The sequence below is a fragment of the Oscillibacter sp. ER4 genome (genome assembly GCF_000765235.1).
GTDB lineage: Bacteria > Bacillota > Clostridia > Oscillospirales > Oscillospiraceae > Hominicoprocola > Hominicoprocola fusiformis.
In genome coordinates, this window is the sequence record NZ_JPJG01000027.1 from 1 (window position 1) to 24,707 (window position 24,707).

The window sequence follows — 24,707 nt, forward strand, 5'->3', positions numbered from 1 at the left end:
ATCGTTTGTTTGGTACTCCTTTTGGCATAGCAAAACACCCCACTTCTTAGATAGTATATCATACTGTCTAACAAATGGGGTGCAGTTCAAAACGGCTGCTTTTTTAGATTTTTCGTTTACTTGATGCCCTTGATGCGGATAAGGTCCTTCAAAAGCTCGACCGTGCCATCGATGCCGAGCAGGCTCGAATCGATGCAGAGGTCATAGCTCTTGGCATCGCCCCAGTCCTTGGCGGAATAGTAGTTATAGTAGGAAGCGCGGGACTTATCCATCTTCTTGATGCGGTCTTTCGCCTCGTTCTCGCTGATGCCGTTGCGGGCGGCAACGCGCTTGATGCGGTTTTCGAGCGGAGCCGTGATGAAGAGATTGATGACGTCGTCGCGATCCTTGAGCGCGTAGTCCGCGCAGCGGCCGATCAGGACGCAGGGGCCCTTGTCGGCGAGCTTTTTGATCGTGTCGTAGGTCGCCAGGTACACCTGCTGTTCGATGGAGCCCTTGGGCGTCACATGGTTCATCGAGAAGGAATAGGGGTCCATCGCGATGGAATAGAGAAAGCTCTTCGGGCGTTCGTCAAAGGAACGGAACAGCTCTTCGCAAAGTCCGCTCTCCTCTGCCGCCTCCTTGAGCAGCATGTCGTCGTAATAGGCGATGCCGAGCTGCTTGGCAAGCATCGTGCCGATCTCGCGTCCGCCGCTACCGTATTGTCTGCCAACCGTAATGACCATAAAGATTCCTCCTTTTCCGCGCCTTGAAACAAAATCGGTGCTATTTGGATTATAGCACCGATTTCGTAAGAAGACAATATTTTTTCCTGTTTCGATTTTGTAAAGGCTCGGCCTTATTCCGGAAGCGGCAGGCCGAGGCGGCGATACATCGTCTTTTTCACCGCGCGAAGAATATTTTCATAGCCCGTGCAGCGGCACAGATGGCCGGAGAGGAGCTTTCTGAGCTCGTCATCGGTGTAGAGGCGGTTCGTCTCCAAGATCTCGACCGCAGTCATGATGAAGCCCGGCGTGCAGAAGCCGCACTGGACAGCGGTCTCTTCAATGAACGCCTGCTGAATGTCGCTCAGCTCGCCGTCGGGCCCCATCAGGCTTTCGAGCGTGCGGATGTGCTTGCCGTCCGCCCAGACGGCGAGGTAGATGCACGAGTTGAATGCCTCGCCGTCGATGATGACGTTGCAGGCGCCGCACTCGCCGACCTCGCAGCCCTTCTTCACGGACGTCATATGGTAATCGTTTCGCAGCATATCGGTCAGCGACGCACGCACGTCGACCATTTTCTCAACGTCCTTGCCGTTTAAGTTGAATCGCACCAGCTTGTACTGACTCATTTGATGACACCTCCCGCCCGTTTGATAGACTCGATCAGGCAGCGCTTGGCCATTTCGACCGCGATGTGTTCGCGGAACGCCTTGGAGGCGCGCCAGCTGTCACGCGCGCGGATATCGTTGAGCACGGCGAGTGAGAACTCTTCCGCCGTCGTAAGTGTCAAGGGTTTATCCTTGGCAGCTGCCTCCGCGCTCGGGCAGCGCATCGGCACAGGACCGGCAACGCCGTAGGCGATGCGGGCGCGCTCAATAGTCTGCTTGTCGGGCGACAGGCGCACGTTCACGCTGCACCCGAGCGTCGCGATGTCCATCGCGTTTCTCATGGCGTACTTGATGTAGTAGCCATAGCAGTTTTCGTAGCTCGCCTTTGGGATGAGGATGGCGGTCTGGATCTCGCCATCCTCCACGCGGATGTCGACCTGACCGGCCTTGATGTAAAAGTCTTTGATGGGCAGGCGGCGGATGCCGTCCTTCCCCGTCAGCTCCACGATGGCCTCCCACGCATGCAGTGTGGAGGCGGAGTCCGCGCTCGTCACGCCGTTGCAGGTGTTGCCGCCGATGGTGCCGATGTTTCGGATCTGCGGGCCGCCGACCATGTCGACCGCCTCGCCGAGAACATTGATGTACTTCTGGATGATGGGGTCGCGCGTGATGTGCGAGAAACTCGAGAGCGAGCCGATGCGGATGTTTTCCTCCTCGTCGATGCTCACGCCGCGCAGCTCGTCGAGGCCGTAGATCGAGATGAGCTCCTTTCCAGCGCGTTTGCCCTCGCGCATCTGCACGAGCACGTCGCTGCCGCCGGCGATGATCTGCGCCTCGGGATGCTCCAAGCGGAGGGCGACGGCGTTTTCGACGCTTTCTGCCTCATAGAGTGCTTTCATGTCATACATGGCTCACTTCTCCTCCTTCCAGCTGTCGTGGATGAGCCCCGCCTTGCTGAACTCGGCGTACAGAACGTGCGGGGTGATGGGAACGGTGTCGATGGCGACGCCGGTGGCGTTGTAGATGGCGTTGCGGATGGCGGGCGCGCCCGAGCACGCGGGCGGTTCGCCGAGCGCCTTCGTGCCGAACGGCGACGTCGGCTCGGGATTTTCGATAAACTGCGCCTCGAGATGCGGGTGGTCCATGAACGTCGAGAGCTTGTAGTCGAGAAGATTATTGTTGAGGGGCTTACCCGTCTTTTCGTCGAAGAGGAGCTGCTCGCTCAGACCGAAGCCGATGGCCATGGACATGCCGCCGTGGACCTGCGCCTCGGCAAGCGCGGGGTTGATGAGCTTGCCGCAGTCGTGGACGTTGATGATCTTCTTGAGCGTCACCTTGCACATCGGGATATCCACCTCGACGTCGGCAAAGGTGCAGCCAAACGAATAGGCGTTGTTGCGGATGGTGTAGGTCGACTCGGCGGTGATGTGCTCGGAGTCCGCGGCGTTGTACTGCGCGGTCATCGCAAGGTCTTTCAGTGACATGAGCACCATGCCGTCGCCTTTGCGGATGATGTTGCCGTCGACGATGTCCATATTGTCGACCGCCTGACGGGTGAGCTTTGTCGCGTACTGAAGAATTTTCTGCCGCAGGAGCGTCGCCGTCTGGCGGATGGAGAAGCCCGCGACGTAGGTCTGGCGGCTCGCGTAAGCGCCGAGGCCTGTGGGCGTGATGTCCGTATCCTGACACGAGACGACGCGCACGTCGTGATAGCTCTTGAGGCCGACGGCCTCGGCCGTCATCTGCGCATAGGCCGTGTCCGCGCCCTGCCCGATCTCCGTCTCACCGCACTGCATCGTCACCGTGCCGTCGAGATTCAGGAGCATGCGGTTCGAGGACGTTTCAAGCGAGATGGGATACACCGCCGTGTTGTACCAGAAGGCCGCCACGCCGATGCCGCGGCGGACGGGGCCGATGTCCTTGGCATACTCCTCGCGCTTTTTGTCGTATTCGATGTACTCCTTCCCCTTTTCCAGACATTCGCGGAAGGAATCGTAGTAGTTCGTGTTACCTGAGAAGCCGTCGTGGAAGCCCTTGGGCATGATGTACTTCATGCGGTATTCGAGCGGCTCCATGCCAACGGCCTTCGCGCACTCGTCGATGTTCGCGTCGTCCGCGAACGACGCCTGCGGCATGCCGTAGCCGCGCATCGCGCCCGCGGCGGGGCGGTTGGTGTACACGGTGTAAGCGTCGCCCTCGAAATTGTCGCAGGGATAGATCTGCGGGAACGAGCCCATGGCCTTGGCGACGATCGAATGGCCGTGCGAGGCATACGCGCCCTGATTGGAGAAGCACTCGACCTTGCGCGCGGCAATCGAGCCGTCCTTATGGAGCCACGTGATGATATGGAAGCGGATCGAGTGGCGCACACGGTTACTGACGAATGTCTCTTCACGCGAGCAGTCGATGCGCACGCATTTTCCGTGCACCTGCGTAGAGCACCACGCGCACAGCGGCTCATAGAGCGCATCCTGCTTGTTGCCAAAGCCTCCGCCGATGTAGGGCTTGATGACGCGGATATCCGCCCACGGACGCCCGAGCGCCTGACCGACGATGCGGCGGATGATGTGCGGGATCTGCGTGGAGGACACGACGACGATGCGGCCATTTTCCTCGTAAGCGTAGCAGCCATGGTTTTCAATGTGGCTGTGCTGCACGGTGGGGGTGTTGTACCAGCCCTCGACCTTGATGAGGCCGGGCTCTTTGATCGCCTGCTGATAATTGCCCTTGCGGATATCGGTGTGCTTCAGGATATTCCCCGGAAAATTTTCGTGGATGCAGGGCGCGTCGGGCTCCATGGCCTTCTGCACGTCGAGCACAAACGGGAGTTCCTCATATTCGACCTTCAGCGCGCGCACGCCCTGCATGGCCGAGACCTCATCCTCCGCAATGACGACCGCAACGTCGTCGCCGTAGTAACGCACATGGCGGTTCAAAAGATTGCGGTCGGCCACGTCCTGATGCCCCGGGTCCATCGACCAGGGATGGCCCGCCGTCGGGAAGCAGTGCTCCGGCACGTCGAAGCAGGTCAGCACCTTCACAACGCCGGAGATGGCCTCCGCCGCGGACTTGTCGACTGATTTGACAAATCCGTGCGCGATGGTGGAATGCTTGATGCGCGCATAGAGCGCACCGGCCGGCATCCGATCCTCATAGTATTTCGTGCGTCCGGTGACCTTGTCGAACGCATCGACGCGGATCTCGCTTTTTCCTACCTTGCTCATCTGTCTACCTCCTGTTCCGAGCAGCCGCTTTGTCGGTTTTGCTCGAAATCTGCAACTCCTTTGCTATTATTTTAGCACATTTCGCACAGCGTGTACAGTGCTGCATGCGTGATATAATACAAATGATCGCGGATGTACCATTTTGTCCGCTTTTTTCTGCCGATTGGTGAAAAAGAAACGAATGACTGGTGATTTTAGATGGATAACACGTTGAAAATAGGATGCGTGGTCATGGCGGCGGGCAATGCCGCGCGCTTTGGCGAGAACAAGCTCGCCGCGATGGTAAACGGAAAACCGCTTATCGAGCATGCGCTTGAGGCGATCCCGCGGGAGAGCTTTTCCCGCGTGCTGGTCGTAACGCAGCACAAAAACGTGGAAGCGGCCGCCAAAAATTTTGGCTTTGAAACGCTGCGGAACGAACATCCCGAGCGCGGCCAGAGCGAGACGATCCGCCTCGGCACGGCGGCGCTGTCAGACTGTGACGCGCTCTGCTTCATGGTGGCCGACCAGCCGATGCTCAAGCGCAAGACCGTCGCGCAGGAGCTTGAGTTCTTCTGCGCGCACAGCAAAAACATCGTCGGATTGGGACACAACGGCGTGCGGGGCAACCCCTGCCTCTTCCCTGCCCGCTTCTTTCCTGAGCTTTTATCGCTTGAGGGCGATGTCGGCGGCAGCGCGGTCATCAAGAGGCATTTAGATGATCTGCTGCTCTTTGAAGTGCCGGAGACGGAGCTTTGCGACGTTGACACGAAGGAAGCGCTCGAAGCGCTCAAGAAACGCTGATCTCGCCGCGGAGATTCTCCTCCATTGTCTGCTTGATCTTCTCCTTGTCGTAGCCGCAGGAGAAGAGATAGTACAGCTTGGCGACGGCGGCCTCGGTCGTCATGTCAAGTCCGCTGACCGCGCCCGCCTTTTTGAGCGCGCTGGACGTTTCGTAGGTGCCGAGCGACACCGCGCCCTGCGGACACTGCGAGCAGACCGTGAGCACCGTGCCGTTCTGAAACGCCTTGCGGATGATGGGCAGCAGCGCGTTCCCGTCGCCGGGGATGTTGCCCGCGCCGAACGTCTCGATGACGATACCGCGGAGCTTTTCGGTCATAATGGCCTCGAACAGCGAAAACTGAATGCCCGGAAATACCTTGATGACGCCGATGGGAATATTATCAAGCGTCTGGAGCTTGAGCCCGCCTTCCTGCCGCGGCAGGAGGGCGGCTTCGTTATATTTGATGGAAATGCCCGCCTCGGCAAGGCTCGGGTAGTTGGGCGAAACGAAAGCGATGAGTCCGTCGGCGGAGTATTTTGTCGCGCGGTTGCCGCGCAGCAGCTTTCCGCCGAAGTACAGGCACGTCTCACGCACGATGCCTTCCCCCGCAATCAGCAGCGCGGTGATGAGGTTGTCGCGCCCGTCGCTGCGAATTTCGCACAGCGGGATCTGCGAGCCCGTGAGCACCACGGGCTTGTCGAGCCCATCGAGCATGAACGACAGTGCCGAAGCCGTGTAGGCCATCGTGTCCGTGCCGTGCAGGACGACGAAGCCGTCGTAATCGTCATATTTCTGCGCGATCAGCTCTGCGATGCAGTTCCATTCGCGCACGGTCATGTTGGATGAATCCAGCAGCGGCGAGAGCTCGTAGAATTCCCACTCCGGCATCTCCGGCGCGCGGAGGTCGGGGATGGCGTCGAGCGCGGCGCGGAAGTAGCCCGCGCGCGGCGCGTAGCCGTTTTCCGTGCGCGTCATACCGATGGTGCCGCCGGTATAGATGATGAGAACTCGTTTCATAGCTCTCTCCTGATTGTATTACTTTTTGTACGGCGTATGGTCGAGCGGCAGGCTGCGGCGGCGCTCGCCGTCGTAGCGGTAATACGCCTGCGCGATGGCCGGTGCCGTGGGGATGGACGTGATCTCACCGATACCGATGGCGCCGTTGGCGAGGTTTAATCCCGGCTTGTCGATGACGATCGCCTTGATCTCGGGGATCTGATGCGAGCGGAACAGGCCGAGCGTGCCGTATTTTGCCGTGGGCTTGCCGTGGTCGAGCGGGTACTGCTCTGTCAAGGCGTAGCCCATGCTCATCACGACGCCGCCCTCGATCTGCCCTTCGCAGGACAGCGGGTTGATGGCCTTGCCGACATCGTGCGCGGCGACCATCTTTTTAATTTTGCCCGTCTCCTTGTCGAGAATGCACATCTGCGTTGCGTAGCCATAGGCGACATGGCTGACGGGGTTCGGCACATTTGCGCCGAGCGGGTTCGTCTTGGCGTAGTATTCGCCGTAAAACTCCTGCCCCTTCAAATCGCTCAGCGAGCGGTACTCCATCGCGTCGCGCAGCAGCAGGCATGCGCGGCGGCAGGCCTCGCCGGTGACGAGCGTCTGGCGCGAGCCGGAGGTATCGCCGCTGTCAGGCGTTATGAACGTGCTGTTGCCGTCGTAGACGACCTGATCGCGCGTGAGCTTTGCGTTTGTCACGACGAGCTGCACCAGCACCGTGCCGAGACCCTGACCGATGCAGGACGCGCCCGCGCGGATATGGACCTTGCCGTCCTCGCCGATGACGAGCTTGCAGCGCCCATAGTCGGGAAGACCGACGCCGACGCCCGCGTTTTTCATCGCGCAGGCAAGGCCGACCGGCTCGCCGTTTTTGACCGCTTCGTCATAGTAGGGCTTGATGGCCTCGAGCGTTTCGACAAGGCCCGTTTCGGGGCCGACGATCTGGCCGTTCGGCAGCACCTCGCCCGGGCGGATGGCGTTGCGGTAGCGAATTTCCCACGGGGAGATGCCGACAAGGTCGGCCATCTCGTTGAGTAGCGTTTCAGTCGCAAAGCAGGTCTGCGTCACGCCGAAGCCGCGGAACGCGCCCGCGGGCGGATTGTTCGTATAGTAGGCGTGGCCCTCGATCTCAAAATTCTCGTAGTGATACGGACCCGCGGCGTGCGTACACGCGCGCTCAAGCACGGGGCCGCCGAGTGAGGCAAAGCCGCCCGTGTCGGACACGACGCTCGCCTTTACGCCCTGAATGATACCGTTTTCGTCGCAGCCCATCGTGAAATCCATCCACATCGGGTGGCGCTTAGGGTGGACGAGCAGCGATTCCTGCCGCGTGAGCTTCACCTTGACCGGCACGCGCGCGATGTATGCGATCAGCGCCGCATGGTGCTGCACGGACATGTCCTCTTTCCCTCCGAAGCCGCCGCCGACAAGCATATTTTCGACCTGGCAGTGGGCAAAGTCGACGCCAAGCATCGCCGAGCACTCGTGCTGGGTGGTGTGCGCGCTCTGGTCGGTCGTGAGCAGCTTCACGCCGCCGTTTTCAAGCGGAAGCGCGACGCAGCACTCGGGTTCCAAAAAGGCGTGCTCCGTCCACGGGGTCTGAAACTTTTCATGTAAGACGTATTTGGAATGTTTGATGGCCTCGTCTGCGTTGCCGCGCACAACGTGGCGGTGCGCCTGCAAATTGCCGCGGTTGCCCATGATGACCTCGGGCGCACCGGGGGCGGACGCCTCCTCAGGCCCGTAGACCGCGGGAAGCTCTTCGTAAACGACACGTACAAGCTTTTTTGCCTGCTCGAGTGTTTCTAAGTCGCGCGCACAGACAAGCGCCACCGCGTCGCCGAGATACTGCGTGATTTCCCCCTCGCCGATGAGCGTCGGCTGGTCCTTCTGGATGTGGCCGACGTTTTGCTGACCCGGAATATCCTTTGCCGTCAGCACGCAGACGACGCCGGGGAGCTCTTCCGCTTCTTTCGTGCGGATATAGAGCACGCGGGCGCGCGGGTACTGGCTGCGCACCGCGCCGCCATAGCACATGCCGTCAACATAGATGTCGTCGGGGTACTTGCCATAGCCCTGTACCTTCTCGGCGACGTCGATACGGTGCACGCGCGAGCCGACCTGAAAGTCTTCCTTCTTTTCGGGAATTTTCCCCTCGCGTAAAATCTTCGCCGCAAGCAGGATGCCGTCGATGATCTTGACATAGCCCGTGCAGCGGCAGATATTGTTGCGGATGGCAAAGGCCGCCTCTTCGCGTGTCGGGTCGGGGTTCTGGTCGATGAGCCCCTTGGCCGAGATGACCATGCCCGGGATGCAGAAGCCGCACTGCACGGCTCCGGCCTCGCCGAAGGCGTAGGTAAAGGCCTCTTTTTCAAAGGCGGAAAGGCCCTCGACCGTGACGATATGTTTCCCCTCCAGCTTGTCTGTCTGAGGGATGCAGGCTTTCGTCGGCTTGCCGTCGATGAGGACATGGCACGTGCCGCACGCACCCTCACTGCACCCGTCCTTGACGCTGGTCAGATGCAGCTCGTCGCGAAGATAGCGGATAAGTTTTTGATTTTTCTCCACCGTGACCGGTGTACCGTTGACAACGAATGCAGCCATTTCAGATCTCCTGTTCACGAGAAAATCACAAATATCACAATTATTTTGGTTGCCTAACTAATTTTATTGTAGCACAAGCACAACAAAGACGCAACACAAATTCTAAATTCCGATATTCTATTTTCGGAATCACGCTTTTTGCCTCAAATCCTTGACAAATTTCTCCTGATGGGCTAAGATGTCGCCGTACCTGCAAGGGGCGCTGGCGCAAGCCGGCTGTGATGCGGCGTATCGCCGTCGCTGTCCCTCAGACCTGATCCGGGTAATGCCGGCGTAGGAATGCAAAGATGATCTTGCCTGAGCTTTGCACCGTGACGTCGACGCCGCGGTGCTTTTTTGTGCCGCGGCGCGGACAGGGATCATATTTTTAGGAGGAATCCCTTATGAGCAACACATCCACCCATTCCACCACCCGCCGCCTGACCGAGGGCGGCATCTGCATCGCGCTCGCCCTTGTGCTGAGCTATCTCAAAATCCCCATCGGTCTGTCGTTCGGCGGCTTCGGCGGCTCGATCACCCTTGTGATGGTCCCGCTCATCCTCTTCGCCGTGCGCTATGGCGCGCCCTGGGGCATCCTCGCGGGCGTCGCGTTCGGCACGCTCAAGTATTTCTTCGCCGAGGGCTTCGCCGTGAGCTGGGTGTCCATCATCTTCGACTATTCCGTCGCCTACGGCGCGGTCGGCCTTGCGGGCCTTTTCCGCGTGAAGGGCAACGACTATTCCAAGCTCCCGCTTGCCGCGTTTGTCGGCTGCCTCGGCCGCTTTGTCATCCACTTTATCTCCGGCGTGACGGTCTACGCGCAGTATATGCCCGAGGAATTCATGGGCATGACCATGACCTCTCCCGTGTTCTACTCCGTGCTGTACAACGGAACATATATGCTGCCGAACACGATCCTCGCGATCATCATCTGCGCGCTGCTGATGAAGCCCGCAGCGAAGCTGCCGAGCGCAGAGTAAAAAAATAATATGGCAGCGCGACAGCGCTGCATTTGTTCCCTGCGCCGCGCAGGGGTGCGATAATAAGGGAGGGGTATCTCTTTTTGAAAAAGAGATACCCCTCCCTTACACCCTCCCAGAGAAAATTTTCATTGCAAGCGAGCAGCTCGAAGAGGTGCGATGCTTGCCGATTGCACTTTCCTGCGCGCGGCGAAGCCGCGTTAGCATTGCTATACGATTTGGCCTACTTCTATCATCCGCTGCCGCTCTGCTCATCTTGTTTTGGTGCAGCCTAATCATCTGACAATGCATATCGTCTTGGTAGTGCGTACTGCGGCGAGCGCCAGCAAAGCCGCCTCGGCAGGCAATAGCAAATTTGTACAAGTCCAAAGTAGGCGGAAATTGCGTAAGGCTACCGAATCGCAGGCAAAGCGACAGCGAAGATAGAAGCAAACCAAGTCGTTTAGATACAACACCCGGCAGGCACCTGATTCCGCAGGCCGCGCAGCTCTTCAAGTGCCAATCTGCCAATGCAAAGCCTTTCTCTCGGGGTTCCAAAGGGGCCATTCTCTTTTGCGAAAGAGAATGGCCCCTTTGTCCCGTTCCCCTGCGGAGTGCAGGGAAAACATCGCACCCCCGCGCAGCGGGAATGTTTGTATTTACTTCTTGCGCTCCACCAACTTCTGGTATTGTTCCGAGATTTTCTTTCGGATATTTTCGATCTCGCGGCTGGATTCTTCCTGCGTGTCGAGGACGAAGTTCTTCGTGCCGAGTTTGAAAAACAGCATGAACGCCTCAGTCACCATGCGGCGGGTCTCGCGGTCGAGGTTTTTATAGGTCTTGAGCATCGCTGCGGCGCTTTTGAGCTTTTCCTCGGTGAGCTCGCTGAGCGTTTTTGCGCCCGAGGCGGTGAAGACTCTGTACAGCGCGTCGGCCAGCGCTTCGCGCTGCTGGGTGTTGAGCGAATCGGCCCAGGACGAGAGCGTTTCATCGACGAGCTTTCCCTCGCGGGAGAAGTCGTCGAGGTGGACAAACTGCGTACCCAGCACCTGCCAGGAAAACCCGTCATGCTGGTAAAGGCCGTCATAGGTCGAATGCACGACCTGATAGCGCTTTTCATGCTCCATCAGCATGCCGACGACGGACGTCTGCGGCAGGATCGTATGGATGCGGCTTGCGATGCGCTTGTGGCCCGGCGTCTCGCTGATGTCCCAGGCGAAGCCGGGGCCGTCGTTATTATGGACGGCGACGATGCGCTCTTGGATCTCGCCGCTGCTCTTGGCCGCGCTGTAAACGGCGAGGTTGCCGCCCTTGGAGTGTCCGCCGATGCGGATGGTCTTGTCGCTGTACTGCCGCGCGACGCGCGCGACGTATTCGACCGCCTGCTTCTGCGAGGGGATCTCCTCCAAAAAGCCCATGTTGAGGTCTTCCTTCCACCCGACGATCGTATCGTCCGTGCCGCGAAACGAGATATAGATGCTGCCGTTGCCAAGGTCGATCGTCAGCGCCGCAAACTGCTGCTCGATGGAATCGTCAAGCAGCGCTGTGTAGCCGTTAAGCGTCATATTGCGAAAGCGCGGGCTCGTCATCAGCTTGCGCAGCATTTTCGAGATCGTGTCCGGCACGAGGACACCCATGGGGACGTTCTTCCCGCCATGGCGTGCGAAAAATGCCTCCGCCGCCTCGTTCAGCGGCAGGCCGCGCCCGAGCTCGGGAGGCGGCACGATGCCGTCAAAGTCGACAAAGCTCAGCTCTGCCAGAATCAGCGCGTCCACCTCGTTGAACGGCGAAATTTCGAGCGTCAGATCCCCGCGCCAGTCCAGATAATCCATCAGATTTGCCATATCGTTAACCTCCGTCAATGGGTCTCGTTTTCTTTCATCGTATGGCGCGCATAGCCGCTGCGCCACAGCCGCACGGCGCGCGCTTGCAGCGCCTCGGGCTTGTTGGGGAGTTTTTCCGCCGCGACCTCGTCTAAAAGCCGCGCAAGCACCGCGCCGATCTCACGCCCGCGATAGCCGAGGGCGGCGAGGTCTTCCCCGCTGATCTTGAGCTCGTGGATCGAGCAGCACGCGCCCTCTGAGATCAGCTCGTCGTAGATTTTCTGTGCTTCGTGCCACAGCGCCTGCGCACGCTCTAATCCTGCGGGGGCTTTGGCGGCGTTGTCGGCCTGCTTGGTGTAAAGCAAATTCTGCACCGTTTCCACGCCGAGACGCGCCATCTCCTTATGGATGGCCGCCCGCTCGGGGCGGAACATGTCATCGAAACAGGCGAGCTGCGCGCGTATTCTGTCGCGCAGCGCCTTTTCAAAGTGCAGCCGCGCCATGATCTCCTCCGCCATTTGAGCGGAAATCGCCGTGTGGCCGTAAAAATGTCCGACGCCCTGCTCGTCAAACGTCCGGCACAGGGGCTTGCCGAGGTCGTGGAAGAGCATCGTCCACCTCAGTTCGCGCTTTGGTGGCACGGCGGCGACAGCGCGCGCCGTGTGACCCCAGACGTCGAAGCAGTGGTGGTAATTGCACTGGTCAAAGCCGACGCAGGGTGAAATCTCCGGAATCGGCACGCCCAGAATGTCGGGAAAGGTCAAAAGCGTCTCCCCCACGTTTTCGCCGAGCAGGAGCTTGTTCATCTCCGCATACACGCGCTCGTGCGCGACATGGGCGAGTAGGCCGCGTGCCTCATGCGCGGCGCGGGCGGTCTCCTTCTCCGCCGAAAAACCGAGCACGGAGCAGAAGCGCACGAGCCGTAAAATGCGCAGCGCGTCTTCCTCAAACCGCCGCTTCGGCTCGCCGACGCAACGCAGGACGCCTGCTTTCAGGTCTTCCTGCCCGCCGTAGGGGTCGACGAGCGTGCCGTCCGGCGACAAAGCGATGGCGTTGACCGTGAAGTCGCGGCGGGCAAGGTCCTCTTCAATGCTCGTGCCGAACGTGACGGAATCTGGGTGGCGGTTATCCCTGTACGCGCCGTCGCGGCGCATCGTCGTGAGCTCGATGGGCAGTCCCCCGCTCACGACCGTCACCGTGCCGTGCTGCAAGCCCGTCGGATGCGCGCTTTCGCTGAAAAGGCGCAGCACCTCCTGCGGTGGAGCGTCGGATGTCATGTCGTAGTCGGACGGCGCTTTGCCTCGCAGCATTTCGCGCACGCAGCCGCCAACCAGGTACGGCGAATAACCCGCGCCTTGCAGCGTGGTGATGACCGTTTCGACTTCCTTCGGTAAAAAGAGCATGGAACCCTCACAAAAAATCAAATTTTTAGCATTGCACTCCGTTCACCGCTATATTATAATAGAAAATCCATAAAAAGTAAATCTCCTGTGCTCCGCACAAGGAAAGGATTTGATACAATGACTAATCAGAAGGATATTTTCTCCTATCTCGTCCCCGGCAAGTGCGCGCATCTGGCCGGCATCGGCGGCGTTTCGATGAGCCCGCTGGCAGAGGTGCTGCACGGCATGGGCCTCAAGGTCCAGGGCAGCGACATGAACGACGGCCCGTCCGTCGAGCATCTGCGCTCGCTCGGCATCCCCGTGGCCATCGGCCATGCGGCGGACAACCTTGGCGAGTGCGACTTTGTTATCCGCACCGCCGCCATCCACGACGATAATCCCGAGATCTCCGGCGCGGTGACGCGCGGCATCCCCGTTTTCGAGCGTGCGCAGGCTTGGGGCGCTATTATGAAGGGCTACAAAAACGCCCTCTGCATCTCCGGCACGCACGGCAAGACGACGACCACTTCGATGGCGACGCACATCTTCATGGCCGCGCAGAAAGACCCGACCGTCATGATTGGCGGCACGTTACAGCTGCTTCATTCCGGTTATCGCGTCGGCAAGGGCGATACGATCATTGCCGAGAGCTGCGAATACTGCAACTCGTTTTTGAGCTTCTTCCCCACCGTCGCGGTCATTTTGAACGTGGAGGCCGACCATCTCGATTTCTTCAAGGACTTAGCGGATGTGGAGCATTCGTTCCGCCGCTTTGCCGAGCTCGTTCCCATCGGCGGACATGTGGTCGCCAATATGGACGATCAGGGCGCGCGCGATGCGCTCAGGGGCATTTCCCAGCCGATCTTCTGGTTCAGCTATGACGATCCCGCCGCGCAGTGCCGCGCGGAAAACGTCGTCTGGACGGACGGGCTTCCGAGCTTTGACATCTATATCCGCGGCAGTTACTACGCTCATGTTTCCCTGCGCGTGGGCGGCAAGCACAACGTGATGAACGCACTGGCCGCGGCGAGCGCCGCATATCTTCTCGGCGTCAGCGGCGAGGCCGTCGGTCTCGGCCTTGCAACGTTCACCGGCGCGGGCCGCCGCTTTGAGTACAAGGGAAGCTTCCACGGCGCGGACGTCTACGACGACTACGCCCACCACCCCGGCGAGCTGCACGCGCTGCTCGAAATGGCGAAGACGCTTCCCTACAAGCGCATCATCTGCGCATTCCAGCCGCACACCTACACGCGCACGAAGGCGCTGTTTAACGATTTTGTCAAAGAGCTGCGCGTACCCGACGTCGTCGTGCTGGCAGAGATCTACGCCGCGCGCGAGCAGAATGACATCGGCATTTCGTCTATGGACCTGAGCCGCGAGATCCCCGGATCCGTTTACTGCCCTACGCTCGACAAGGTGACTGCCGCGCTCGCGCGCATCGCCTGTCCGGGCGACCTTATTTTGACCGTCGGCGCGGGCGATATATTCAAGGCCGGCGAAAAACTGCTGAAAGAAGAGAAATAAAGCAACATGGAAATCTCCCCGATCTATCACAATTCCCGCCCCGATGGTAAGCTGCCCGCGCAGGAAGCGGCAGCGTTCGACTTTCTGGATTCCCTCGGCATCGACTATGAGCGCGTGACCCACGAGCTGGCCGACACGATGGAAAAGTGCGACGATGTCTCCGCTGTGCTCGGCGTGGACGTGTGCAAGAACCTCTTCCTCTGCAACCGGCAGAAGACGAATTTCTACCTTTTATGTATGCCGCCGCACAAGGCGTTTCATACGAAGGACTTGAGCCATCAGATCGGCTCGGCCCGCCTGTCGTTCGCGCCGGAAGAGCAGCTTTGGGACTTGCTGCACTGCACGCCGGGTTCAGCGACGATCCTCGGCCTGATGAACGATGATGAAAACCGCGTGCAGCTGCTCATCGACAAGGAGACCTATGAGGCGGAGTACTTCTCCTGCCACCCGTGCCTCTGCACATCGACCATCAAGCTCAAAACGAGCGACGTCAAAAATATGCTGCTGCCGAAAGTGCACCACAAGCCCATCGTCGTGGAGCTGTAAGAGGAAAAGTCAAGCAAAAAAGGTTCCGAAGAGACTTCTTCGGAACCTTTTATATGAGCTCTTTTACTGTAAGGTATATCGGCTTGTCAACATCCGCGTCAGAGCAGGTACAGACGCCGGCGGTGTAGTCGGGGAACGGTTCGAGCGCGAAAACGCGCTCATTCGGGAAGCTCGGCACTTCCCTGTCCCGCAATGCGACGGCGCTGATCCCCGCGCGCTTGCAGCGGCTCTCCCGCTGCACCCAGAGGCGCCAGAAATCGGCGTCATTTGCCGCGTGAAAGCGCGTGCGCATCGCGCCGCTCACAGGGCGAAGACACTCGATATCCGCGCCGATTGGCTCGTTGTGAACAGCCAGCAGCGCAGCGCCGCGCGTGTGGCTCAGGCTGAAATGAACGTCCGGATGCGAAGCAAAGTACGGCTTGCCGTGCTCGCCGTAGGAAAGCTGCGGTAAGTCCTCCAAGCCGTAAAGTTCATGCAGTGCACGGCAGAGCAGCGCGCAGGCGCAGAGGGGGTCCGATGTTTTGATGCGGTCTTGCCGCTCAGGTGGCAGAAAACGCGCGAGCGTGGACCGTTCCGCTTCTGAGAGCGGTCGATCTAATTTTACCGCATACAACCGGATATTCACGATGTTCCGCCCCCTTTGCGCAGCGATTCCTGCGGAAATTATAGGAGAAATGGCACGGTCTGTCAAATTTTCTCCGCGTAGAAAAATTTTTTTGGAATTTTTCCGTCAAAAAAGAGGAAAGTAACTATTTTCGGCGTATATATCCATTGACAACAAAAAGTTCCGTGCGCAGAAGTGAGAAAGGAGGACGCCATGGCCTTTGACCGTCAGTTTTTGGACGAGCTCATCGCCCGCAACGACATTGTCGACGTTGTCAGCAATTATGTCTCGCTCCAGCCGCGCGGCGGGAGCCTGTGGGGCTGCTGCCCCTTTCACAGCGAAAAGACGCCGTCGTTCCATGTGCTGCCGGACAAGCAGCTGTGCTACTGCTTCGGCTGCAAAAAAGGCGGCGGCGTTATCAACTTCATCATGGAGGAGGAGAACCTTTCCTTTCCCGATGCGGTGCGCTTTCTCGCGCGGCGCGTGAACATGCCCGTGCCGGAAGAAGAGCACAGCGACGAGAGCCGGCTGCGTTCGCGCATCCTGTCGCTCAACCGCGACGCGGCGCGCTTTTACTACGATCAGCTCTACTCGCCCAAGGGTGCGCCGGTGCTCGAGTATATGAAAAACCGCAAGATCACGCGGCGCAATGCAACGAACTTCGGTCTCGGCGCATCGGCGGACGAGTGGGACGGCTTACTGACCGCGATGCGGAAAAAGGGCTATGGCGACGGCGAGCTGCTTGCCTCGGGTCTTGCCATCCGCGGCAAAAACGGCGGGCTGTACGACAAATTCCGCAAGCGCCTCATCTTCCCCATCATCGACGTGCGCGGCGATGTGCTGGGCTTTGGCGGGCGCATCATCAGCAAGGACGATCCGGGCGCGAAGTATATGAACACGCCCGAGACCATCGTTTACAGCAAGCGGCGCGTTTTATACGGGCTGAACCTGGCCAAAAAGAGCAAGCGCAGCAACATTATTTTGGTCGAGGGCAACATCGACGTCGTGATGCTGCATCAGGCGGGATTCGACAATGCTTGCGCCTCGATGGGCACAGCGCTGACGACGGAGCAGCTGCAATTACTCAGTCGCTACACGAAGGAGATCGTGCTCTGCTACGACAACGACGACGCGGGCAAGGTCGCGACGCAGAAGGCGCTGACGCTTCTCAATAACACCGACTTTCAGGTCAAGGTGCTCGAGCTCCCCAAGCGGCTCGTCGACGGAGAGTACATCAAACAGGACGCGGATGACTTCATCAAGTTCCAGGGTAAGGACGCCTTTGAGCATCTGCTTTCCGGCAGCGAGAGCGGGATGGACTTCCGCATGGCGCAGCTCAAGTCAAAGTTCGACCTCAAAAGCGACGAGGGACGTATCGGCTTTGCCGAAGCGGCAGCAGGATTGCTCTCCACAGTGCCGAACGCGGTTGAGCGCGAAATTTACACCGTGCGCGCGTCCGAGGCCGCAGGCATCACGCCCGACGCGATGAAGCTCGAGGTCGAGCGCGCGCGAAAACGCGCCCGCTACAAGGAAAAGCGCGAGCAGGAGCGGCGGGACCTGAATCCCGCGGCGTCCGCCCAGCCGCGCGAGCGGTCGATCCGCTACACCGACCTTCGCTCGGCGCTCGCCGAAGAAGGCGTGCTGCGGCTTTTGACGCTGGACGATTCCCTCTTTGGCGAGAATCCGCCGATCCGGGAAGAGGACTTCTCCTCCCCCCTCCTGGGCCGGTTCTTCACGGCGCTGCGCGCGCAGCTGCGCGAGAGCGGACAGGTGAACATCCCAGCGCTGGCGGAATTTTTTACGTCGGAGGAGATCAGTCATCTGATTGGCATTTTGCAAAAGCCGGAATCGCTCAAAAACGGCGCACAGGCGCTGAAGGACTACTGCAATATCATTTTAGACGAAGCGCACAAGCGCGCGGCCGTCAATGAAGATCCCCTGATGGCCGCGATGGAAAAGAATAAATATAAGGGTAACGGAGGAAAGCAAACATGGAAGAAAAACAGCTGACCAGCAGAGAGCTGGAGGAACAGGCCAACGCGCTGCTCGCCGAGGCGGATTTTGAGGAGATCAAGCTGCCGAAGAAAGCGAAAAAGGCCGCAGCGGCCAAGAAAGCGAACGAGGATACCGCGCAGACGGAAAAGCCCGCGGAGAAGTATCCCCCGCTGGATGAAAAGCTGGTCGCCTCCCTGCCCGCGGCGGCGCTGCTGCAGGGCAGCGAAAAGCTCATGGAGATTTTTGCCAAGGGCAAGGCCAAGGGCAAGCTCAGCTCCAGCGACCTGATGGAGACCATCGACGAGATGAACCTTGAGAGCGAGCAGCTCGACCAGATCTACGACTCGCTCGAAACGCTCGGCATCGACATCGGCACCGCCGAGGCCATCGACAGCAGCATCGACGATGTGGAGCCGCCGATGGAGGAGATCGCCGAGATCGAAGAGGAAGAGCTTGTCGACCCGAACGAGCTGGTCGACAGCTTCTCGACTGACGACCCCGTGCGCATGTACCTCAAGGAGATCGGTAAGGTGTCGCTGCTGTCGGCGGACGAGGAAATTTCGCTCGCGACCGCGATGTCCGCGGGCGTGGAGGCCAAGCAGAAGCTCGAAGAGGCCGAAAAGAACGGCACGGAGCTGAGCGAAGAGGAAATGAAGGCACTCAAATCTGCCGTCAAGAAGGGCGAGCGCTCCAAGCAGCGCTTGGCCGAGGCGAACCTGCGTCTCGTCGTGTCCATCGCTAAGCGCTACGTGGGCCGCGGCATGCTGTTCCTCGACCTCATTCAGGAGGGCAACCTCGGCCTCATCAAGGCCGTCGAAAAGTTCGACTACACCAAGGGCTACAAGTTCTCGACCTACGCGACGTGGTGGATCCGTCAGGCCATCACTCGCGCCATTGCTGACCAGGCGCGCACCATCCGTATCCCCGTTCATATGGTCGAGACCATCAACAAGGTCATCCGCGTGTCCCGTCAGCTCTTGCAGGAGCTCGGCCACGACCCCTCTCCCGAAGAGATCGCCGCCGAGATGGACATGCCCGTCGACAAGGTGCGCGAGATCCTGAAGATCGCGCAGGAGCCCGTCTCCCTCGAAACGCCGATCGGCGAAGAGGAAGACAGCCACCTTGGCGACTTCATCCCCGACGAGGGTGCGAGCGAGCCTAGCGAGGCCGCGTCGTTCACGCTGCTGCAGGAGCAGCTCGTCGACGTGCTCTCCACCCTCACCCCGCGTGAGGAGAAAGTCTTGAAGCTGCGCTTCGGCATCGAGGACGGCCGTCCCCGCACGCTCGAAGAGGTCGGCAAGGAGTTCAACGTCACGCGTGAGCGCATCCGCCAGATCGAAGCCAAGGCGCTGCGCAAGCTCCGTCACCCCAGCCGCAGCAAGAAGCTCAAGGACTTCTTGAACTGAAAAATTGAGAAACGAAACAGGAGACCGATACTTTCGTATCGGTCTCCTGTTTTCATTTGCTCATGCTCACGGCTCCTTGCGGCAACAGTGCGCGATGGCTGCGACCACCTCGTTGATCTGTAAGGGCTTTGCCTTCGATCCCTTCGTCCCCGGCCAGCGCTCGATCGTTGAATTCTCCGCCGACGTTGAGATCGCCTGTGATGTCTACGATTTTGAGCGCGGCGACATGCTCAGCGCCTATCACGGGGAATTTCTGAAGGACTTCAATGTCTCCCACTCCTCCGCATTTGACGCATGGCTGAGCGATCAGCGCAATCTCTATCAGTCGTAGTACCTTCACCAGCTTTTGGCGGCGGAAAAGGAGGCCTATTACGCCGGTAAGCTCGACCTTGCCGAAAAATACGGCACGGAGTACATCGCCATCGACCCGCTGGAGGAAAGCGCGTTCTCCACGCTCATGCAGGTCTACCGCGACCAGAAGAAGTTCCGTAAAGCACTTGGCCTTTACCATACGCTCTGTAAGGACCTTTCCGACGAATTCAGCATCTCCCCGCTCAAGGAGACCTCCGCACTCTACTATCAGATCGTCGACGCGTGGAACACCTCGACCTACAAGCTCGAGGTCGGCAGCGACCAGCAGCTCATCGGCAAGGACGTGGTGCTGCACAAGCTCGTATCGCTGTGCAACGGCTCGCGCCTTGAAGGCGACAAGATCTGCGCGCTGATTCAGGGCAAGACGGGCGTCGGCAAGACATACCTCATCAACTACATCCTGCACCAGTACGATTTTTCCGGCTGGGCGATCTGCCAGGCCTCGTGCTACCAGTCCGAGATGAACACGGTGCTCGCCCCGTGGAACACGATCATGCTCCAGCTCATCCCGAAATTCGAATCCGAAAATATCCGTATTCCGGATGTTTACATTAAGACCGCCGCGGGCCTCTTCCCCTGCTTGTCCGTTGAATGCCAGCACAATTTCTCCGGCATTTCGAGCGACTATCCCGCGGGCGCAGATTATCTCGCCGCGCTTGAGAGCACGCTGCTCATTTTGTCGACGGTCGCCAAAAAGGTGCCGGTGCTGCTCATTTTGGAGGACATCCACTGGATCGACAACAACAGCGCCGACCTCCTTTCGATGCTGCTGCACCGCCTGCGCAGCACGAACGTCACGATCATCTGCACGAGCCGCGACATTTTGCAGCCCTACGCCCAGCAGGTGCTCAACAACGCCGTGCGCGACAAGCTGCTCGACGTGTACAATATCGATGCCTTTTCACAGGAGGAGACAACGCGCTTCGTCAACTTCTACGCCTCGGGCCGCTACTCGCAAAAGGAGATCGACAACCTCTACCAGAGCACGGAGGGCAATGGCCTCTTCCTCGTGCAGCTGCTCGACTCGATGCACGAGTCGAATGGGCTCAAAAACATCCCTGCCAGCGCGGACAGCATCATTCAGATGCGCCTCGCGGGCCTTTCGTACGATGAATTGCAGGTACTCGACGTCATCTCGGTCTTCCGCGACTGGGCGCCGTTCGACATTCTCACCTCTCTTCTGACAAAAACGCCGCTGGAGCTTCTGTACCTCTGCGACCAGCTCAAGCAGAAAAATCTGCTCACCGAATCCACGCGCGGCAAGGTGCTCGGCTATTCGTTCACGCACGAGCGCGTGAAGGCCATGCTCTCGCAGCGCCAGTCGGAGTCCGCGCGCCGCATCCTGCATCTGCGCGCCGCGCAATATCTGGAGGTGCAACTCGGCAGCGACGGTTCGACCGACCTCTACGATCAGCTCGTGCAGCACTTCACCGCAGGCGGCGACACCTTCAAATCCTTCAAGTATAAAGTGCTTTCCCTTGACGCATTTGCCGGTATGTGCTATGAGCTCATGCCGATCCTGACCGACGGCTCGGACGCGCTGACAGTCAAGGAGGATGGTCTGACCGGCTACTTTCAGATCCTCGAGCGCGAGCTTGCCTCGCTGCGCTCCACGCAGTTCGGCGCAAACGCCAAGGAGCTCGACCAGCTCGAGCGTCAGCTCCTGTACGTCGAAAGCCGCTACTACATCCACGGCGGCGAATACGACGCGGGCCTCCCCGTTGTCGGCCAGCTCCTCAAGAGCAGTACCACCGCGGGCGACTGGCAGATGGCCGCGAACGCGCATTTGCAGTTCATCTACTATGCCATTCAGACCTATGATTTTCCCGTCATGCGTGAGCATCTGCGCCTTGGCATGCAGTATAAATCGCGTTTGGAAAATACGCCGGACTGGGGTAAGTTCCTGCGCCTACAGGGCGTCATGTACCTGATGATCGGCGAATACGACAAGTGCCGCAGTTGGCTCGACCGCTCCATCAGCTTTTTTGAATCACTCGACGCGGACGGCGAGGGCCGCTATGTCATCAGCATTGCGGGCGCGTACAACTATATTGCCGAAACGTACCGCCTTGAGCGCAACTTCGACAAGGCACTCGAATACTACGACAAGGCCATCCTCTTCAACCAGCGCCGCGGCTCGTACCCCGGCGCGGCCATCATCTACACCGACTACGGCGTCGCCGCCTATCAGGGCGGCGAAAAGGAGGTCGCGCGCGAGCTGCTCTCGTACGCCGAGGAGCTCTATCAGTCCTTCCACGAATACAGCCAGATGCCGATCGCGCTGTCGTACCTCGCGCTGTTCGACGTGGAGGACGGTCAGTACGTCTCCGCCGCCGCGCGGCTGAGCAAGGCGCTTGATGTCGGACGCAAAATGGGCTCCCCGTGGTGGAATGGTATTACGCTTTACATCACCTGGAAAATAAGGCTCTTGCTTGAAAAACAGGCGATCAACGTGCCAGAGCTCAGCGTCCTCTGGCCGTAGGGCAAGCGTAAGCACTGTATCGAATGCCTCGACTGCCTGCATCGCCTTGAGCCGCGCACCGAAACGGCCGAAATGGAGCAGACACTTGAAGCACCGAACGCTGAAAAGGCCGAATCGTGACAATTTACAATTGATATTGTAATAGGAAAGCCCCGCCTCAGTAAGGCGGGTCTTTTTGATTGAGCTCTGTCAAAAACCGTCCCAGTGCGGGGTTCTGGTTGCCGCTCTGCCATGCGGCGATGATCTCTTCCTCCTCCCCTTCGCCCACGAGCGGGACGAAGACGAGGTTGTCGGCATTGTAAAGGCGGTCAGTGCAGTAGTCGGGCAGGAGAGAGATACCCTCCTCCGCCGCGACCATCATTAAAATACTCTCGGTATCCGCCGAGCGGAAAAGAATATTCGGCTTGTAGCCCGCCTCGGCGTAGCGCTGCATGAAAAAGGCGTCGCCGTAGGAATCGGGCGCGGCGTCGGGCGACATATATAAGATGTTCTCCCCGCGCAGCTCTTGCCGCGTGAGCTGGCGGCGCTGCGTGAGCGGATGGCCCGCATAGAGCGCGACAACGAGCCGAGCCTTTTCGACCGTCTGAAACGTGACGCCCTCCTGTGTGCGCAGGTTTGTCGAGTCCCAAGTGAAGACGATGTCATACTCCTGATGGAGTAACCCCGCGGCCAACACATCCGTCGAGCAGCGGTAGAACGAGATGAGCACGTTTCCGTTTTTCTGGTGGAAGTGGCGCATCAGGACCGAGAGGTCGCTGCGCTCGTAGCCGCGCACGTAGCCGACGCGCAGTGTTCCGGTCAGGCCCGTCGCCGCGTCATGCACGCGTTCCTGTGCGCGGCTCATGCGCTCTAAGATCGCTTTTGCGTCCAAAAGGAACGACTTTCCCGCGCTCGTCAGGCTTACAGGGCGTGTGCTGCGGTCGAAGAGCTCGCAGCCGAGCGTCTGCTCAAGCTGCTGGATCTGCTGCGTCACCGCGGTCTGCGAGATGTAATACTGCTCCGCCGCCTTTGTGAAGCTCCGGTGCTCCGCGGCGGAGACAAAATAGCGTAGCTGATTGCGATTCATGTACTCATTTCCTCATAACATAAGTTTTGCTTATTATATCATCCGATAATCGGTCTTGTAAAGCCCATCTTCCTGCGGTAAGATAAGCACATCGTTCATAAATCTTTTACAAATGAGGTCGATCAACATGAAACGCGAATCGTTCCGCTCCCGTCTGGGCTTCCTGCTCGTCAGCGCGGGCTGCGCCATCGGCATCGGCAATGTCTGGCGCTTCCCCTATGTGACGGGCAAAAACGGCGGCGGCTATTTTGTTCTCTTTTACATTCTGTGCCTGCTCATCATGGGCGTTCCCGTGCTGACGATGGAGCTGGCCGTCGGCCGCGCGAGCCGCAAGAGCGCGATCCTCGCCTACAAGACGCTCGAAAAGCCCAAGTCCAAGTGGCACATCCACGGCTGGTTCTGCCTGATCGGCTGCTACCTCTTGATGATGTACTACACGACGGTTTCCGGCTGGATGGTGAGCTATTTTGGCAGGTTCCTGACCGGCAAGTTCTACTACGGCATGCCCGCAGAGGATGCGTCCGCCGTGTTCGGCCAGCTGCTGTCCGATCCTGTTGAAATGGGCATTTTGGCAGTCGCCATCGTCATCGTCGGCTTCATCGTCTGCTCGTTCGGCCTGCAAAAGGGCCTTGAGCGCGTGTCCAAGGTCATGATGCTCGCGCTGCTGTTTCTCATTCTCGTGCTCGCCGTTCACAGCCTGACGCTTTCCGGCGCGGCAGAGGGCATGAAGTTCTATCTGCTCCCCTCGATGGATTCCATCCGCGAAAACGGCCTGCGCAGCCTCATCACCGACGCGATGAACCAAGCATTCTTCACGCTCTCTCTCGGCATTGCCGCGATGGAGATCTTCGGCAGCTACATGTCCGATGACCACGCCCTCGCCGGTGAGTCCATCCGCATCTGCGCGCTCGATACGTTCGTTGCGCTCATGGCCGGCACCATCATCTTTCCCGCATGCTTCTCCTACGGCGTTGCGCCCGAGCAGGGCCCGTCCCTCCTCTTTGTCACGCTGCCGCAGGTGTTCGTCAATATGTCCGGCGGCCGCTTCTGGGGCACGCTGTTCTTCCTCTTCATGATGTTCGCGAGCATGTCCACGGTGCTGGCGGTGTTTGAAAACATCCTCGCCGTCTGCATGGATACATTTGGCTGGAGCCGCAAGAAGGCCGTTTTCATCAATGGTGTGCTGCTGATGCTCCTGAGTCTTCCCTGCGTGTTCGGCTACAACATCTGGAGCGACTTCCACCCCATTCTCGGCAAGGACGTGCTCGACAGCGAGGACTTCCTTGTGAGCAACCTCCTGCTGCCCATCGGCTCGCTCGTGTATCTGCTGTTCTGCGTCACGAAGTGGGGCTGGGGCTTTGACAAGTACCTTGCTGAGGTCAACAAGGGCACGGGCATCAAGCTCTCGCCCAAGCTCAAGCCCTATTTCCAGTGGGTGCTGCCGATCCTGATCGTCATCATCCTGCTCCAAGGCCTGCTGTAAATTTGCTATTCTCTCATCTCTCATATCTCTCAAAAGGGAAAAGCCGCAGTGAAATTCACTGCGGCTTTTCCCTTTTTCCGCTTCCTTCGCAATTATGAACTCCGTGTAAATTCGCACATAACTCGTAAATATATTTATATAAATCTATTGACAAAATTTTTTCTCGTGCTATGATAGC

Annotated in this window: 19 protein-coding genes and 1 riboswitch; of the genes, 9 read left to right on the plus strand and 10 right to left on the minus strand. The window is 59.1% G+C overall.

Going from position 1 to position 24,707, the window contains the following annotated elements; translation table 11 throughout:
* Window positions 1-116: 116 nt before the first annotated feature.
* From NI20_RS0104535 to xdhA, 4 genes are all read right to left on the minus strand, one after another.
* The gene (locus tag NI20_RS0104535; RefSeq protein ID WP_033120266.1) at window positions 117-725 is read right to left on the minus strand and encodes an AAA family ATPase; all 609 of its coding nucleotides are present in this window, start codon (window positions 723-725) and stop codon (window positions 117-119) included.
* 113 nt (window positions 726-838) lie between these two features.
* Window positions 839-1,333, minus strand: a complete 495-nt coding sequence (gene xdhC, locus NI20_RS0104540) for a xanthine dehydrogenase subunit XdhC (RefSeq protein ID WP_033120267.1) — start codon at window positions 1,331-1,333, stop codon at window positions 839-841.
* On the minus strand, window positions 1,330-2,220 hold the full coding sequence (gene xdhB / locus NI20_RS0104545) for a xanthine dehydrogenase subunit XdhB (RefSeq protein ID WP_033120268.1): 891 nt from the start codon (window positions 2,218-2,220) through the stop codon (window positions 1,330-1,332). The genes xdhC and xdhB overlap by 4 nt, the downstream gene beginning before the upstream one ends.
* 3 nt (window positions 2,221-2,223) lie before the next feature.
* On the minus strand, window positions 2,224-4,536 hold the full coding sequence (gene xdhA, locus NI20_RS0104550; protein WP_033120269.1) for a xanthine dehydrogenase subunit XdhA: 2,313 nt from the start codon (window positions 4,534-4,536) through the stop codon (window positions 2,224-2,226).
* Window positions 4,537-4,734: 198 nt separating this feature from the next.
* On the opposite strand from xdhA, the gene NI20_RS0104555 reads away from it, so the two are divergent.
* Complete coding sequence (locus tag NI20_RS0104555; RefSeq protein ID WP_052084433.1) at window positions 4,735-5,319, plus strand: NTP transferase domain-containing protein; 585 nt, start codon at window positions 4,735-4,737, stop codon at window positions 5,317-5,319.
* Here the strand turns inward: NI20_RS0104555 and ansA are convergent.
* Complete coding sequence (gene ansA, locus NI20_RS0104560) at window positions 5,306-6,316, minus strand: asparaginase (protein ID WP_033120271.1); 1,011 nt, start codon at window positions 6,314-6,316, stop codon at window positions 5,306-5,308. The two genes, NI20_RS0104555 and ansA, sit on opposite strands and share 14 nt — an antisense overlap.
* 18 nt (window positions 6,317-6,334) lie before the next feature.
* Window positions 6,335-8,908 (minus strand): selenium-dependent xanthine dehydrogenase, encoded by a 2,574-nt coding sequence (gene xdh / locus NI20_RS0104565; RefSeq protein WP_033120272.1) that lies wholly within the window; start codon window positions 8,906-8,908, stop codon window positions 6,335-6,337.
* A gap of 185 nt (window positions 8,909-9,093) precedes the next feature.
* A riboswitch (TPP riboswitch) is annotated at window positions 9,094-9,205 on the plus strand.
* Window positions 9,206-9,291: 86 nt separating this feature from the next.
* On the opposite strand from xdh, the gene thiT reads away from it, so the two are divergent.
* Window positions 9,292-9,867: an energy-coupled thiamine transporter ThiT gene (gene thiT / locus NI20_RS0104570; RefSeq protein WP_033120273.1), complete on the plus strand. Its 576-nt coding sequence runs from the start codon at window positions 9,292-9,294 to the stop codon at window positions 9,865-9,867.
* 638 nt (window positions 9,868-10,505) lie between these two features.
* Here thiT and NI20_RS0104575 read toward each other — a convergent pair.
* Both NI20_RS0104575 and NI20_RS0104580 read right to left on the minus strand, forming a co-directional pair.
* Window positions 10,506-11,690: an Mbeg1-like protein gene (locus NI20_RS0104575; protein WP_033120274.1), complete on the minus strand. Its 1,185-nt coding sequence runs from the start codon at window positions 11,688-11,690 to the stop codon at window positions 10,506-10,508.
* A gap of 14 nt (window positions 11,691-11,704) precedes the next feature.
* Window positions 11,705-13,072: a CCA tRNA nucleotidyltransferase gene (locus tag NI20_RS0104580; RefSeq protein WP_052084434.1), complete on the minus strand. Its 1,368-nt coding sequence runs from the start codon at window positions 13,070-13,072 to the stop codon at window positions 11,705-11,707.
* Between the two features lie 117 nt (window positions 13,073-13,189).
* Between NI20_RS0104580 and murC the strand changes: the two genes are divergently transcribed.
* On the plus strand, window positions 13,190-14,575 hold the full coding sequence (gene murC / locus NI20_RS0104585; RefSeq protein ID WP_033120275.1) for a UDP-N-acetylmuramate--L-alanine ligase: 1,386 nt from the start codon (window positions 13,190-13,192) through the stop codon (window positions 14,573-14,575).
* Window positions 14,576-14,581: 6 nt separating this feature from the next.
* Entirely contained in the window at window positions 14,582-15,121 is a 540-nt protein-coding gene (locus NI20_RS0104590; RefSeq protein WP_033120276.1) for a prolyl-tRNA synthetase associated domain-containing protein, read from the plus strand.
* A 49-nt stretch (window positions 15,122-15,170) separates the two neighbouring features.
* Here NI20_RS0104590 and NI20_RS0104595 read toward each other — a convergent pair whose 3' ends face one another.
* On the minus strand, window positions 15,171-15,746 hold the full coding sequence (locus NI20_RS0104595) for a 4'-phosphopantetheinyl transferase superfamily protein (protein WP_033120277.1): 576 nt from the start codon (window positions 15,744-15,746) through the stop codon (window positions 15,171-15,173).
* 192 nt (window positions 15,747-15,938) lie between these two features.
* On the opposite strand from NI20_RS0104595, the gene dnaG reads away from it, so the two are divergent.
* From dnaG to NI20_RS0104615, 4 genes are all read left to right on the plus strand, one after another.
* Window positions 15,939-17,735 carry a DNA primase gene (gene dnaG / locus NI20_RS0104600; protein ID WP_033120278.1) on the plus strand — a complete coding sequence of 599 codons (1,797 nt, stop codon included), beginning with the start codon at window positions 15,939-15,941 and terminating at the stop codon, window positions 17,733-17,735.
* 218 nt (window positions 17,736-17,953) lie between these two features.
* On the plus strand, window positions 17,954-19,126 hold the full coding sequence (gene rpoD / locus NI20_RS0104605) for an RNA polymerase sigma factor RpoD (RefSeq protein WP_081958376.1): 1,173 nt from the start codon (window positions 17,954-17,956) through the stop codon (window positions 19,124-19,126).
* 94 nt (window positions 19,127-19,220) lie between these two features.
* Window positions 19,221-19,457, plus strand: a complete 237-nt coding sequence (locus tag NI20_RS0104610; protein WP_033120280.1) for a hypothetical protein — start codon at window positions 19,221-19,223, stop codon at window positions 19,455-19,457.
* A gap of 15 nt (window positions 19,458-19,472) precedes the next feature.
* Window positions 19,473-21,980: an AAA family ATPase gene (locus NI20_RS0104615; RefSeq protein WP_033120281.1), complete on the plus strand. Its 2,508-nt coding sequence runs from the start codon at window positions 19,473-19,475 to the stop codon at window positions 21,978-21,980.
* A 157-nt stretch (window positions 21,981-22,137) separates the two neighbouring features.
* Here NI20_RS0104615 and NI20_RS0104620 read toward each other — a convergent pair whose 3' ends face one another.
* The gene (locus tag NI20_RS0104620; RefSeq protein WP_033120282.1) at window positions 22,138-23,046 is read right to left on the minus strand and encodes a LysR family transcriptional regulator; all 909 of its coding nucleotides are present in this window, start codon (window positions 23,044-23,046) and stop codon (window positions 22,138-22,140) included.
* Window positions 23,047-23,173: 127 nt separating this feature from the next.
* Here NI20_RS0104620 and NI20_RS0104625 point away from each other — a divergent pair, with 127 nt between their 5' ends.
* A complete protein-coding gene (locus NI20_RS0104625; protein WP_033120283.1) occupies window positions 23,174-24,529 on the plus strand; it encodes a sodium-dependent transporter in 1,356 nt (451 codons plus the stop codon).
* Window positions 24,530-24,707 lie beyond the last annotated feature (178 nt).